This window comes from Pseudomonas sp. GW823-FHT05G12 (assembly GCF_058795575.1).
The window spans coordinates 988672-1002942 of record NZ_CM179501.1 but is presented as its reverse complement, the minus strand read 5'-3'; the positions used below and the strand labels follow the sequence as shown (position 1 = coordinate 1002942).

14 protein-coding genes are annotated in these 14271 nt (G+C 61.1%); all 14 read right to left on the bottom strand.

Annotated elements, in window-relative coordinates:
• Positions 1-53 precede the first annotated feature (53 nt).
• The 14 genes from AC3RCM_RS04555 to cyoA all read right to left on the bottom strand — a co-directional run bounded on the left by AC3RCM_RS04555 (position 54) and on the right by cyoA (position 14178).
• The gene (locus AC3RCM_RS04555; protein ID WP_492629394.1) at positions 54-440 is read right to left on the bottom strand and encodes a lysozyme inhibitor LprI family protein; all 387 of its coding nucleotides are present in this window, start codon (positions 438-440) and stop codon (positions 54-56) included.
• 20 nt (positions 441-460) lie between these two features.
• The gene (locus AC3RCM_RS04550) at positions 461-1000 is read right to left on the bottom strand and encodes a hypothetical protein (RefSeq protein ID WP_064491321.1); all 540 of its coding nucleotides are present in this window, start codon (positions 998-1000) and stop codon (positions 461-463) included.
• Positions 1001-1067: 67 nt separating this feature from the next.
• On the bottom strand, positions 1068-3593 hold the full coding sequence (locus AC3RCM_RS04545; RefSeq protein WP_492629393.1) for a TonB-dependent siderophore receptor: 2526 nt from the start codon (positions 3591-3593) through the stop codon (positions 1068-1070).
• Positions 3594-3669: 76 nt separating this feature from the next.
• Positions 3670-4641, bottom strand: coding sequence for a FecR family protein (locus AC3RCM_RS04540; protein ID WP_457252015.1), 972 nt, complete (start codon positions 4639-4641; stop codon positions 3670-3672).
• Positions 4638-5165: a sigma-70 family RNA polymerase sigma factor gene (locus AC3RCM_RS04535; protein ID WP_012051229.1), complete on the bottom strand. Its 528-nt coding sequence runs from the start codon at positions 5163-5165 to the stop codon at positions 4638-4640. Before AC3RCM_RS04535 ends, AC3RCM_RS04540 begins: the two co-directional genes overlap by 4 nt.
• 56 nt (positions 5166-5221) lie before the next feature.
• Positions 5222-5785 (bottom strand): GNAT family N-acetyltransferase, encoded by a 564-nt coding sequence (locus AC3RCM_RS04530; protein ID WP_003248588.1) that lies wholly within the window; start codon positions 5783-5785, stop codon positions 5222-5224.
• A 266-nt stretch (positions 5786-6051) separates the two neighbouring features.
• Positions 6052-6435 (bottom strand): YkgJ family cysteine cluster protein, encoded by a 384-nt coding sequence (locus AC3RCM_RS04525; protein WP_003248590.1) that lies wholly within the window; start codon positions 6433-6435, stop codon positions 6052-6054.
• Between the two features lie 161 nt (positions 6436-6596).
• The gene (locus AC3RCM_RS04520) at positions 6597-7724 is read right to left on the bottom strand and encodes a hypothetical protein (protein WP_198748022.1); all 1128 of its coding nucleotides are present in this window, start codon (positions 7722-7724) and stop codon (positions 6597-6599) included.
• A 114-nt stretch (positions 7725-7838) separates the two neighbouring features.
• Positions 7839-9047: an alanine transaminase gene (alaC, locus tag AC3RCM_RS04515; protein ID WP_004576357.1), complete on the bottom strand. Its 1209-nt coding sequence runs from the start codon at positions 9045-9047 to the stop codon at positions 7839-7841.
• 309 nt (positions 9048-9356) lie between these two features.
• Positions 9357-10244: a heme o synthase gene (gene cyoE, locus AC3RCM_RS04510; RefSeq protein WP_492629392.1), complete on the bottom strand. Its 888-nt coding sequence runs from the start codon at positions 10242-10244 to the stop codon at positions 9357-9359.
• Positions 10245-10255: 11 nt separating this feature from the next.
• Entirely contained in the window at positions 10256-10588 is a 333-nt protein-coding gene (cyoD, locus tag AC3RCM_RS04505; RefSeq protein WP_003248599.1) for a cytochrome o ubiquinol oxidase subunit IV, read from the bottom strand.
• The gene (gene cyoC, locus AC3RCM_RS04500; protein ID WP_010952048.1) at positions 10588-11211 is read right to left on the bottom strand and encodes a cytochrome o ubiquinol oxidase subunit III; all 624 of its coding nucleotides are present in this window, start codon (positions 11209-11211) and stop codon (positions 10588-10590) included. Before cyoC ends, cyoD begins: the two co-directional genes overlap by 1 nt.
• Positions 11212-11214: 3 nt before the next feature.
• Entirely contained in the window at positions 11215-13233 is a 2019-nt protein-coding gene (gene cyoB, locus AC3RCM_RS04495; protein WP_010952047.1) for a cytochrome o ubiquinol oxidase subunit I, read from the bottom strand.
• 3 nt (positions 13234-13236) lie between these two features.
• Positions 13237-14178: a ubiquinol oxidase subunit II gene (cyoA, locus tag AC3RCM_RS04490; protein WP_003248605.1), complete on the bottom strand. Its 942-nt coding sequence runs from the start codon at positions 14176-14178 to the stop codon at positions 13237-13239.
• Positions 14179-14271 lie beyond the last annotated feature (93 nt).

The window sequence follows — 14271 nt, the reverse complement described above, 5'->3', positions numbered from 1 at the left end:
TTCGCGACTGAACCCGCGCCTGCAAATGTGGGCCAATCATGCCTGAACAGGCGTTACTGCCCCGGGCTAAGCACCCGCTCCAGCTCCGCAGCGCGGTCGCGGGTCATGTCCATGATGCAGCTGCCACCTTCCAGCTGCGCCAGGGTCCCGCCACTGGCCTGTACATGGAACTGGCAATTGCCATCACGGTAGGCCAGCCACTTGCGCTGCACATCCCGCAGGCTCTTCTGCTGCCCGGCATCCAGCTTGCCCATCAACTGCTTGTACACCCGGTTCAAGCGCTGGTCCTGCACTTGCGTTTCGGCCCCGATGCACGCGCTCATGGCCACGGTGCTGGAGGCCTTGTCCATGCACTGCCCGTAGGCCGCCGTGTAATCGTCCGCCATCGCTAGCGGTAGCACGCAAGCCAGTGCCAGGCCCGCCAGGTAATGCTTGATCATGCTGACCCTCCTTGTGGGTATCAAAACGTCTGCGGCTGCTCCGGGGGCATCAGCACCTTGCCTGGCTCGAAGCGCAGCGAGGGCATTTGCGTCGCTGCATACAACGTTACCCCCAGGGCGGCAATCAAGGCGACATCAAGCCAGTTCCAGCCTGGCACGTCGTCAGCCCTTCGCGCCTTCCAGCAAAACCAGGCTTGCCCCAGGCAAAACACCACCATCGCTACCAGCCACAGGTAGAAGCCAGCACCAAAGCCGGTAAGGTCATGAAATTCATAGCTGCTGTTATCCGGCAAGCGGTCGATGCCAAAACTGCTGGCGGCCAGATACGCCGCCCCAAGCCCGGCCAGCAAGGCCAGCCGGCGAAACCGCCGATGAGCCAGGATAGCCAGGGCCAGCAGCGGGTTGGCAAACCATTGGTACAAGCCGAACGGCATGCCCCATGGCCCGTACAGCAGCATCTGCAGGGCCGGCATATGACGCTCGCCGCTCATAAGCGCGCCATCGAAGAACAGGGCGAGCAAATACAGCAGCAGGCTGATACTCAGGTAGAAAGCGGGCAAAGGGGATTCCTGAGAGAAACGGGACAGCCTACGACCTTAACCCAGGCCCTGCCCCGCTTCCAAACCCTCAATAGGTGCCGCGCAGGGTCACCATGAAGTTGCGTGGCTCACCATAGTAGTTGCCATAGGTCGAAGTGCCCACGGTTTCGTAGTACTTCTTGTCGAACAGGTTGTTGCCGTTGAGCGTGACGTTCCAGTGATCATCGACACGGTATTCGACCAACGCGTTCCAGATCGCATACCCGCTCTGGTCGAAGTCGAACGGCACGTTTCGCTCAACCAGCGCGCCGCTGCTGTCGTAGCGATTCACTGTACCGCTCATGTACGTGGCGCTTTGCACCTGCACGCCACCGCCGACCTTGAAGTCGCTGAGGATACCCGGCAGCCGGTAGGTGCTGTACAGCTTGAACAGGTGCTTTGGCATCACCGTGCTCAGCGGTGCATCGGCGCTACGGTTGCGGTTCAGGTTGAAGGTGTAGCCCCCCACCAGCATCCAGTCCGGCAGCAGCTCGCCAGACAGCTCCATGTCGATGCCCTTGCTCACCACCTTACCGTTGGACACATAGCAGCAGCTGCCCGAGAAGCCGGCGTTGGTGACCAGGAAGTTCGGGTCTTGCACCGCTTCGTTTTCGCGGGTGCTGTAGTACAGCGCCACGCTGGCGTTGAGTGCGCCGTTGAACAACTCACCCTTGAGGCCGGTTTCGTAGGTTTTGCCGGTCATGGGCTCAAGCGGCGAACCGCTTTGCGCAGGGCCGCTGATTCGGCTGGACTGCGGTTTGTAGATTTCCGAATAGCTGGCGTATGTCGACCATTGATCGTCAAGGTCGTAGACCAGGCCACCGAACGGGGTGACCTTCGTGCCTATACGCTGCTCCGGGCTGGAGATACTTGCTGGCGAGGTCAGGTTGTTGGTGTAGGTCTGCCAAAAGTGGAAGCGCTGTGCACGCGCACCGACAATCAGGTGCAGGGGTTCGGCCAGCTGCAAACGCAGGCTGCCGTACAGGCCGTACTGGCGTTGCGAGTTGGGGCTGTAGTCGCGCTTGTAGTCACGCCCGTTGCCGGGGTCGTCGAACGCCGAGCTGTCGGGGTCGAACACGTTGGCCGGCGCGCCCGAGGCGGCATAAGGCGCGGTGCCCAGCCACCGGCTGTCGATCTTCTGGTAATCGGCACCAAAGACCACTTCATGGTCCAGACCAAAGGCCTGGAAGTGGCCAGAGACGTTACCGTCATACAGGTGCTGCTCGTTCTCCTGGCGGGTCGAGGTGCCGTACCAGGTCGCCCCGGTATTGGTCACCGGGTCTACTGCATTCAGTGTGGTCGCCGTCTTGAACAGCCCAAGGTCCCAAGTGTTGGTGTAGCTGAGGTTGAGCTTCCAGTCGTCGTTGAATCGGTGGTCCACCTTGGCGAAGTACTCGCGCGCGGTGGCGTCGAGGTAGGCCCAATTCTTGGTCAGGCCGGTATGCCGTGGCAGGTTCAGGTCAGCACCATTGCTGTAGCGCGGCACCGCGCTGTTGCTGCCGGTTTCGTGGGATTTGTTGTAGCGAGCACCGAAGGTGAGCATGGTGTCGTCCGTAACGTCCGCCTCCAGCACGCCATACACCAACGGCCGCTCGGTGGCGCGGTTGTCGGTGAAATACTGGCGATCGGTGTTGGACATCACCAGGCGACCGCGCACGCGACCATCCCAGCCCAGCGGGCCGGACAGGTCGAACTCCTGGCGATAGTTGTCCCAGCTACCGGCCGACAGGGTCAGCTTCAGCTGGTTAAAGGAAGTCGGCCGCTTGCGCACCATGTTGATGATGCCACCCGGGTCACCCGAGCCACCATACAACGCAGCAGTACCACGCAGTACCTCGATGTGGTCGAACTCGGCCAGTTCGAAGATGTTCGATGAATAGAACGAACCCATGGCGGTCCCCAGCGCCTGCGGTGCAGCGCCGTCGATCTGCAGGTTCTGGATACTGAAGCCCCGCGAGATGAAGTCCTGGGTGCGGAAGGTGGTGCTCTGGGTGACGATGCCCGGCGTCACTTTCATCGCCTGGTTGATGTCGGTCAGTTGCTGGTCTTCAATCAGCTGGCGGGTCACGGTCGACACCGATTGCGGCGTCTGGCGCAGGCTGGTCGGGGTCTTGGAGCCAACGCTGATCAGGCCCGGTGCGTAGGAGCCGGTGTTCTCGGTACTCTGGCCCATGCCCTGCCCGGCTACTGTGGTCACGCCAAGTTCCATCGCGTCACTGCTCACCGCCGCTTGCGGCTCGGCCACCAGCCGGTAGCCGTTTTCGCTACGCTCTACCCGGTAGCCACTGCCGGCCAGCAACACGGCAAAACCGCTGTCCACCGAATACAGGCCATGCAGGCCGTTGCTTTGCAGGCCGGCCAGTGCTTCAGGGGTGAAGGCCAGCGACACGGCGGCTTGCTGGGCATAGCTACCAAGCGCCTGGGCCAGGTCGCCGGCGGGCACTTCGAAGCTACGGCGGGCGGCCTCCTCGGCGACGGCCGGCAGGGCCGCAACAGATAGGGCCAGCCCGGCGCAGGACAGGCGCAAGGCCAGGGCTAGCGGGCTGAGGACGGGGTGGCCAGGGAATCGGCGCATGGTGGATCGGCTCCTTGTTCTTGATCGGTTGGCCTCTTCTCTGACGGGCCACTGCGCAGAAGCGGAACCACCTGGATCAATTTTCTCGTGAGACGGGTTCGACCGTGGTCCACCAGCTGCCAACGCCGCCGATACGAATCGGCAGCGCCTCGGCCAGCAGGCGCAGGGCCCTTTCGCTGTCATCCAGAGGCAGTACCGCCGACACCTTGATCGCCTGCATTGCCTGGCGGTCGAAGCGCAGCACGCCACGACGTTGCTCGGCCAAGGCATCGAGTACCTGGTCGAGCGGTACGCCGTCGGCCACCAACTGGTGATGCTGCCAGGCTCGATCGACCCGCGCCGGGTCGATGGCCGGCAACGGGCCAAGCCCGTCACGCGCCACCCATGCCCGCTCGCCCGGGCCGACGACCAACTGATCGCCGGACACGGCAGTGCGCGCCTCGACCCGGGACTCAAGCATGGTCAGCTCGCTGCGAGCGTGGCCTTGGCTGACCACGAAGCGCGTACCCAGCGCCTTGAAGCTGCCTTCGTCGGTCTGTATCACGAAGGGTCGCGTCGGGTCATGGCTGACATCCACCAGTACTTGGCCATGCAGCAGGCGGATGCGCCGCTCGCCAGTGCTGAACTCGACATCCACGGCAGAGTTGCCGGCCAAGGTCAGCTGCGAGCCATCTGCCAGGGTTTGGCTGCGCCACTCCGCCGGCGCGGTATGCAAGTCGGCCAGCCAGTCGCGCGGCGTTCCACCGGAAAGGCTCAGTGTGCCCAGCAAGGAGATTGCCAGGGCCAAACCGAGCAAAGTGCGCCGTGCGCCCGAGCCTGGCGCCGAAACCCGTACGCCGGCGCGCAGCCCGGCGCCCACCGGGCCGCGTTGCTCGCGCAGTGCCTGCACCTGGCTGATCACCCCTTGCATGCGGCGCAAGGTGGCGCCGTGGCGTGGGTCGGCCTGCAGCCATGCGTCGAACTCACGCGCCTCGTCGGCATCCAGCTCACCCTCGCCCAGGCACAGGGCCCATTCGGCAGCTTCCTGTTCGATACGCGAGGGGTTCACGGTTCGGCAATGTCCAGCGTGCGGTGGCAATGGATCAGGGCCTGGGCCAGGTACTTGCGCACCATGCGTGGGGAAATCTGCAGGCGTTTGGCAATCTGAGGCTGGGTCAGGTCGTCCAGGTAGTAACCGACGAAGGCCTCGCGGGCATTCACGTGCAGGCCTTCCAGCAGGAAAGCGATCTGCTCCAGCGCTTCGAGGGTGATGAGGATGCTTTCGGGAGACTGGTGCCCTTCCAGCGCCTCGGCAGCCAAGGCAAGTTCGCTGAGGTAGGCCTCTTCGATTTGCTGTCGGCGCACCCGGTCGATCAACAGGCGGCGTGCAGTGGTACTGAGGTAGGCGCGTGGCTCGCGCATGCCCAGCAAGGCATCACGCGAGGCCAGGATGCGCACGAAGGTGTCCTGGGCCAGGTCGGCTGCGCTGTGCGAACAACGCAGCTTGCGACGTAGCCAGCTGAAAAGCCAGCCATGGTGCTCGCTGTACAGCTGTTCTAGCGGGTACGGGCTCGGTGAGTCGGCTACGGGCATGGGGCACCGGGACACAAGTGAGAATTGTTCCCGAATAGTAGCTATTCGCCGTAAGACTATGCAACAGGTGGTTCGAGCAACAAGCCGTAAATGCCAGAGTCGGACAGCTCACCCGCCACGCACCAGCGCGCCCGCAAGGTGCCCTCCAGCACGAAGCCCTGGCGCTCAAGGGTGCGTGCCGAGCCTTGGTTGCGCGGATCGATTTCGCCTTCCAGGCGGCGCATGTGCAGGGTGTGGGCGAGGTAGTCGATGAAGCAGGTCAGAGCCTCGTCCATGTAGCCCCTGCCCTGCACGGCGCTAGCCAGGCAGTAGCCGATTTCGCCACGGCGGGAAATGTCGTCGATGTTGAACAGCTGGACCATGCCGATCAGTTCGCCGTTGTCGCGGCGGTACATGCCAAGCTTGAGCTGGTCGCCATTGGCATAGGCTTCGCGGTCGGCGGCCAGGGCGCTCTCGGCTTCGGCCAGGTCTTGCCAGGGTGCATGGTGCCAATAGCGCATGACCTCGGGGTCGGCCATGATCGCCAGCCACTGCGCGGCATCGGCATGGCGCATGGGGCGCAGTTGCAGGCGTGGGCTGTCGAGGCAGAGGTCACTGGGGAAACTGCGGGGTGGGGTCACGCCGGATCTCCTGTCCATTGCTGGGGAGATGACAGTTTAACGTCAAGTGCAGGGTTCAGGCATCTCGGGGCAGCTTTGCAGCCCGTCGCTGGCAGGTTCACTACAGGCCAGGAGCCTTTCACGCTACCTGTGGGAGCGGCCTTGCGTCGCGAAAGGGCTGCAAAGCAGCCCTGGCAATTCTCGCGATGCCGCTGATGCCTGGGGCCGCTGTGCGGCCCTTTCGCGACACAAGGCCACACATCGACCACGTCAGGCTGATCGATACTTCAGGCCACCTCAGCCCCATCATCCGGCCAATGCGGCTCGTTGGCCTCTGGCGGGGTCAGCGGCGGCAAACCATACGCCGCCCGCGCATCATCACAGCTCGGGTTATGCACCCCACCCTCCCACGACGCATCAAACTCGCGGCACGGGCTGGAACGGTTGGCGTAAATCGTACAAGCCACCTCTTTACCGATCTCGCCCTGAAGGCTGACACAGCGGCAGGGCTTGGCATCGGTGCCGATCATGGCAACGCGCGTGGGGTTGATCTGTACCACCAGGTCGTCCGGCACTACGCCCCCGGCAGACTGGCATTCGCCCCAGAAGAAGGACACACGGAAGTACCCGCAGCAGGCGCCGCAGTCAAGGCAAGGGTTATATTCAGACATGATGTCACGGAGGGAAGGTTGTTGTTATCGGGACTGGCCCGCGGCGCCATTTTTAATCCAAGCAGGGGCCGCTGGATAGAGGGGGAATGCAAAAAAAAATGCCGCTGATCCGGCTGCCGGACAAGGACGGCCAATACCTTCGCCGGCCGCCCCCTTTTCAGTCAGCAGATGGGCTGGTAGGTCTCTGCATCCCAACGTTGCAAACCTAGGCCTGCGCTCGGCTCGTAGCCACCCCCCTGCACCCTGCTGAATTGCGTATGCGCCTCACCACAATGCACCAGACGATCGTTCTCATCGCCCTCGGTGAGTACCGTGTAGGACTTACTGCGCATGGCCTGATACTGCCTGTCGGCAGCCGCCATGACCTGGTGATACTTCATCAACTGGCTGCTGCTCAAGGCCAGGCGTTTGTCCAGCTGCACGCCCCAGCGGGTCAGGCAAACCTCGGCAAAGTGGCGAACGATCAGCCCAGGTTCGGTCAGCACCTTGCCATCGCCTGCGCCATCAGCCGAGGCGTTGCCCACCAGCGTGGCATGGCGGCCCGGCATCGGGTAAACGCATATCCGTGTTTCTTTGGCGACCGAAGGGATCACGCAGGCAAAACCTTTGGAGCGCTCATCCCTTGAGTAGAAGCCTACGTACTCTTTGACATTGTCCGCCAAGGTTACGCGCTCGGCCTGTACGTTACCGACGCCAGGCACCGGGTCGATGGCAAATATGTTCACCGGTATGCCGCGCAATACCGGGTCTTGCGCCATGGCATTGGCCAGCATGTGGCAGCTGATCCCTCCCCTGCTCCAGCCCACCAGGTTGACCTGGGTTGGCAGGCGCGGTTTGCGGAACATGCTGATGATGCGCTCCTGCAGTTCCTGCGGGGTCGGGTGGCGATCGCCGTAGTCGTAGGTTCGCCAGAACCATGAGGCGGAGGAAGACACGTCCGGAATGGGCACACCGGCAGCTTTCAGCCGCTCGTATTCCTGCTCACTGAGCTTGGTGCGCCGCCAGCTGCTTTCGCCTTTGATGACCTGCAGCACATGGTTGACATTCTCCTCCCAGCCGCGGCCAAACAGCTGGCCGGTCCAGTTGAAATAGCCGCCGGGTTCGACGAACAGGTTGTCATCCTGAAGGTTGCCGCTGCCTGGGCCGTCGACGGCGATCCAGTGGGCGAATTCCCGGCTCTGGTCGTTGCTGGCCAGGGTCGAGACCAGCTCGCCATTCCAGAAATTGGGATTGGCGTCGTCGAAACGGTGCGAGCCAGTGCCGCAGAAGTAGGCGGTGAAGACACTCATGGGGGATCTCTTTGGTGAGAAATGAGTGCTGACGGTAGGCGTACGGGTAACCAGAAGGCAGGCGGAAAGCTCACCCAAGAGGCAGGTGGGGCTGCTTCGCAGCCCCCAACGGGCTTACTTGCGAGCCAAACCATCAGCCCGGAACATTTGCCGGATCCCGCGGATGGCCTGGCGAATACGGTCCTGGTTCTCGATCAACGCAAAGCGCACATGGTCGTCCCCATAGTCACCAAAGCCGATCCCCGGCGACACGCAGACCTTGGCCTCGGCCAGCAGCTTCTTGGAGAACTCCAGCGAACCCAGGTGCGCATACTCCGGCGGGATCTTCGCCCACACGTACATCGACGCCTTGGGGTTCTCAACCATCCAGCCCAGTTCGTGCAGCCCTTTGACCAGCAGGTTACGGCGCTGGCGATACTGCTCGGCAATGTCGCGCACGCACTGTTGGTCGCCTTCCAGCGCGGCAATGGCTGCAACCTGTAGCGGGGTGAAGGTGCCATAGTCGTGGTAGCTCTTGATCCGAGCAAGGGCGCTGACCAGCTCGGGGTTGCCGACCATGAAGCCGATGCGCCAGCCGGCCATGTTGTAGCTCTTGGACAGGGTGAAGAACTCCACCGCAATGTCCTTGGCACCCGGCACCTGCATGATCGACGGGGCTTTCCAGCCGTCGTAGACGATATCGGCATAGGCCAGGTCATGCACCACCAGTACGTTGTACTGCTTGGCCAGGGCCACCACGCGCTCGAAGAAGTCCAGCTCCACGCACTGGGCAGTCGGGTTGGAGGGGAAGCCCAGGATCATCATCTTCGGCTTGGGGATGGACTCGCGAATGGCCCGCTCAAGCTCGTTGAAGAAGTCCACACCCGGCACCAGCGGCACCGAACGCACCTGGGCACCGGCGATCACTGCGCCGTAGATGTGGATCGGGTAGCTGGGATTGGGCACCAGCACCGTATCGCCCTGGTCGAGGGTGGCCAGCATCAGGTGGGCCAGGCCCTCTTTCGAGCCGATGGTGACGATGGCTTCGCTTTCCGGGTCGATGTCGACCTCGTAGCGGTCCTTGTACCAGTTGGAGATGGCCCGGCGCAGGCGGGGGATGCCGCGCGACGTGGAGTAGCCGTGGGTGTCTTCACGCTGGGCGACCTGTACCAGCTTCTCGACGATGTGCGGCGGGGTGGCGCCATCGGGGTTGCCCATGCTCAGGTCGATGATGTCCTCGCCACGACGGCGGGCAGCCATCTTGAGCTCGGCGGTAATGTTGAAGACGTAGGGGGGGAGACGATCGATGCGCGCAAAGCGGCGCGGCGAACCTGGGTTGGCCATGGCTTCCTCTGAGTACGTAAGCGCCCGGAACCGTCCGAGCGACGTTGGCCGATGTGGCGGCCTGGATCAGACGATAGTGCCGGAACAGGATCCTTGTAAAGGACAATTTCCTGTTTTGTTAGAACTTTTCAGATCTATTGTTTGAAAATCAGAGATTTATATTTTCCTGGGCTGGCCTCTTCGCGGGTAAACCCGCTCCTACAGGAACCTTGTAGGAGCGGGTTTACCCGCGAAGAGGCCAGCACAGGAAAAACACCAAAAAAAAACCCCGGCACAGAGGCCGGGGCTTTCGTGAAACAGGCAGCAGTTTCAGCGTGCGTAGGTCATCAGCACGTCCGCAGCGGTCTGGCTGTCCACACCCATCATCACGCTCAGGGCAGTGACGGTGAGGATGGAGAAGCCGAACACCTTGCGGGCCCACTTGCTGTCGTCCTCGGCCTTGTAACCACCCCAGGCCATGTACAGCCAGTACAGGCCCATGGCAGCAGCCACGGCCAGGTAGCCGAGGCCGGCGTAACCGCCGAGGGTAAGCATCAGGGTGGCGAGCACGAAGGCCAGCACGTACAGCACGATCTGCTTTTTCGCCGCGAGGATGCCACGTGCCACCGGCAGAACCGGAATGTTGGCAGCGCTGTAATCCTTGAAGCGGAAGATCGCGATGGCAAAGCTGTGCGGCATCTGCCAAAGGCTGAACATCACCAGCAGGGTTACCGCAGCCAGGTCGAAGCTGTTGCTCACGGCGCAGTAGCCGATCACCGGAGGCATGGCACCCGACAGGCTGCCAACCAAGGTGCCGTGCACCGATTTACGCTTCAGCCACAGGCTGTAGAAACCGACGTAGACGACAAAGCCAATCAGTGCGCAGAACGCAGACAGCGGGTTGGCCTGGACATACAGCAGGCTGAAACCCGCCACCCCGAGCAGGGTGGCGTAGATCAGCGCGAGGGACAGCGACATGCCGCCCTGGACCATGACACGGTTCTTGGTGCGCTCCATCTTGTGGTCGATGTCACGGTCGATGCAGTTGTTGAACACGCATCCGGACGCAACCACCAGCGAAGTACCGATCACCACCGCCAGGAACAGGGCGAAATCCACATGGCCCTTCGAGGCAAGGAAGAAACCGCCTGCCACGGAAAGCACGTTACCGAAAATGATCCCCGGTTTGGTGATTTGGATAAAGTGCTTAACGGACATGCAGTCTTACCTCACTTGGCCAACATTTCGAAGTGGATGCTGAACATGATCCACAGCGACAGGCCGACAAGCAGAGCGATCACCAGGGTGGTGAACAGGAACGTCGAAACGTTGTTGCGTTGCTCTTTCGAGCGGTCCATGTGCAGGAAGTAAACCAGGTGAACAACTACCTGGATCACGGCCATGGCAACAATGATCAGAACGGTCAGGTTCTTCGGCAGGCTGGCAGTCATGGCCAGGCCGAACGGGATCGCAGTCAGGATGATCGACAGTACAAAACCGATCATGTACGACTTGACGCTGCCGTGATTACCTTCGTGATGAGTGTCGTGTGCGTTAGCCATTACAGAACCCCCAGCAGGTAAACGACGGTGAATACGCAGATCCAGACCACGTCCAGGAAGTGCCAGAACAGGCTCAGGCAGCTCATGCGGGTCTTGGCGGTCGGCGTGATGCCGTGCTTGTTGATCTGGTACATCATGATTGCCATCCAGATCAGACCAGCAGTCACGTGCAGACCGTGGGTACCTACCAGGGCGAAGAAGCCCGACAGGAAGCCACTGCGCTGCGGGCCGAAGCCCTCGCTGATCAGGTGATGGAACTCATAGATTTCCATCGCGATGAAGCCTGCACCGAACAGGAAGGTCACAGCCAACCAGCCCAGTACGCCAGCTTTCTTGCCATCAAACATCTTCAGCATGGCGAAGCCGAAGGTGATCGAGGACAGCAGCAGGAACAGCGTTTCAACAGCTACGAAATCGAGCTGGAAGATGTCATGACCCGACGGGCCGCCGGCAAAACTGCCGGACAGCACCGCGTAGGTGGCGAAGAGCGACGCAAACAGGATGCAGTCGGTCATCAGGTACAGCCAGAAGCCCAGTACGGTCATCTGGCCCGAGTCGTGGTGGTGGTCGTCGTGCCCATGGTCGTGACCATGAGCAGCGCCGTGCATTACTTGACTGGACATTGATTACACCCGCTCAAACGATTCGACACGTGCGCCGGCAGGCAGAGCACCTGCTTTGGCCAGCGCTTTCATACGCTCGCCTTCGATGCGCGCCACTTCTTCGGCCGGAACCATGTAGCCCTGGTCGTCACGTGCAGCGTGGCGAACGAAGACAGCGATGGTTGCAACCAGGCTCGCGCCAACCAGCCACCAGATGTGCCAGATGAAGGCGAAGCCGAAGACGGTCAGGAACAGGCCCATGAACAGACCGGTAGCGGTGTTGCTCGGCATGTGAATGGCTTCGTACTTGGCCGGGGCCTTGTACGCAACGCCTGCTTCCTTGGCTTCGTGCCAGCAGTCCAGACCAACTTTCTCAGGCATGTGAGCGAAGTTGTAGAACGGAGGTGGCGAAGAAGTCGACCATTCCAGGGTACGGCCGCCCCATGGGTCGCCGGTCACGTCCAGGTTCTGGTTGCGGTCGCGGACCGAAACGACGATCTGGATCAGCTGGCAAGCGATACCGAACAGGATCAGCACGGCGCCGACAACGGCTACGTACAGGTAGGGTTCCCACAGTGGGTTGTCGGAGTGGTTCAGACGACGGGTCATGCCCATGAAGCCCAGGGCGTACAGCGGCATGAACGCAACGTAGAAGCCCGACAGCCAGAACCAGAAGGCAGCTTTGCCCCACTTCTCGTTCAGGGTGAAGCCGAAGGCTTTCGGGAACCAGAAGGCGAAACCGGCGATGTAGCCGAATACCGCGCCACCGATGATCACGTTGTGGAAGTGCGCAATTACGAACAGGCTGTTGTGCAGGACGAAGTCAGCACCCGGAACGGCAAGCAGTACGCCGGTCATGCCACCGATGGAGAAGGTGACCATGAAGCCCAGGGTCCAGAGCATCGGTGCGGTGAAGCGCACACGGCCTTGGTACATGGTGAACAGCCAGTTGAACAGCTTCACACCGGTCGGAATGGAGATCAGCATCGTCGCCAGGCCGAAGAAGGTGTTGACGCTGGCGCCGGCACCCATGGTGAAGAAGTGGTGCAGCCATACAGCAAAGCCGAGGATGGCGATCGCGCCCGATGCGTAAATCATCGAGTGGTGGCCGAACAGGCGTTTGCCAGAGAACGTCGAAGTTACTTCCGAGAACACGCCGAAGGCCGGCAGGATCAGGATGTAAACCTCAGGGTGACCCCACGCCCAGAACAGGTTGACGTACATCATCGGGTTCCCACCAAGCTCGTTGGTGAAGATGTGGAAGTCCAGATAACGGTCAACGGTCAGCAGAGCGAGTGCAGCAGTCAGAATCGGGAACGAAGCGACGATCAGCACGTTGGCCCAGGTGCAGGTCCAGGTGAAGATCGGCATGTCCATCAGTTTCATGCCAGGTGCGCGCATCTTCATCACGGTGACGAGGAAGTTCACGCCGGTAAGCGTCGTACCCAATCCGGATAGCTGTAGCGCCCAGATGTAGTAGTCGACACCCACCCCAGGGCTGTACTGAATGCCCGCGAGCGGCGGATAGGCAACCCAGCCGGTCTTGGCGAATTCACCAACGCCCAGCGAGATGTTGACCAGCAGCACGCCTGCCAGCAGCAGGTAGAAGCTCAGGGAGTTCAGGAACGGGAAGGCAACGTCACGTGCACCGATCTGCAGAGGAACCGCCAGGTTCATCAGGCCGGTGAAGAACGGCATCGCCATGAAGATGATCATGATCACACCGTGAGCGGTGAAGATCTGGTCATAGTGTTCAGGCGGCAGGTAGCCTTCGGAGCCGCCGGTTGCGGCAGCCAGCTGGGTACGCATCATGATGGCGTCGGCAAAGCCGCGCAGCAGCATGACCATCGCGACGATGATGTACATCACGCCGATCTTTTTGTGGTCGACAGTAGTCAGCCACTCGCTCCACAAGTAGGTCCACTTGCGGAAATAGGTGATAAGACCGACGACAGCGATACCGCCGAGCGCGATCATGGCAAGCGTCACCATGACTATCGGCTCGTGATAGGGTATCGCCTCCAGGCTTAATTTACCGAACATCTCTTACTCCTCTGCACCGGCAGCTGGTTGCATACTCGATTCCACACCCTTGGTTGTGGCCAGATCTTTGCTGCCTGCTTCTTCGTGGCTACGACCGCGGTTCATGCCTTCGTACTTGTCGACGATCAGCTGGAACTGCTCAGGCGAAGCCTCGCTATACAGCGCGACCGGGTTGTTTTCGCTTGGTTTGGCCAAGGCGTCGTATTCGGCCTTGTCCAGCTTCTTCGGCGACTGCTTGACTTCAGCGACCCACTTGTCGAAGTCTTCCTGAGAGGTGGCAGTAGCCTTGAATTTCATGCCGGTGAAGCCAGCACCGCTGTAGTTGGCGCTGATACCGTCGAATTCGCCGTTTTCGTTGGCGATCAGGTGCAGCTTGGTGGTCATGCCGGCCATGGCGTAGATCTGACCGCCCAGGCCCGGGATGAAGAACGAGTTCATCACGGCGTCGGAAGTGACGCGGAAGTTGACCGGAGTGTTAGCCGGGAAGACGATCTTGTTGACCGTGGCAATGCCCTGCTCCGGGTAGATGAACAGCCACTTCCAGTCCAGCGCGACCACGTCGATCTGAATCGGCTTAACGTCCGAATCCAGCGGACGATAAGGGTCCAGCTTGTGGGTGGAGTGGTAGGTGACGTAACCCAGGGCGATGATGATCAGGATCGGGATGATCCATACCGCGGCCTCGATCTTGGTCGAGTGCGACCAGTCAGGAGTGTAGGTGGCTGCCTTGTTGGAAGCACGGTACTTCCAGGCGAACGCCAGGGTCATGATGATCACAGGGATTACCACCAGCAGCATCAGGCCGGTAGCGATCAGGATCAGGTTCTTTTGCTCAATGCCGACCTGGCCCTTCGGGTCGAGCAGGGTCCAGTTGCACCCACTGAGTAAAAGCATGCCTAAAAAGGGCAATATGCCAAACAGTCTGGGGTAACGCTTTTTACTCATCTCACGACCTCTAGATCAGCTTGCTTCAATGCAATTTGTGTTTTGGTAGCCAACACTTCGTCCTGCCAAGTGAGGCATTTCGCGCCCGTACTC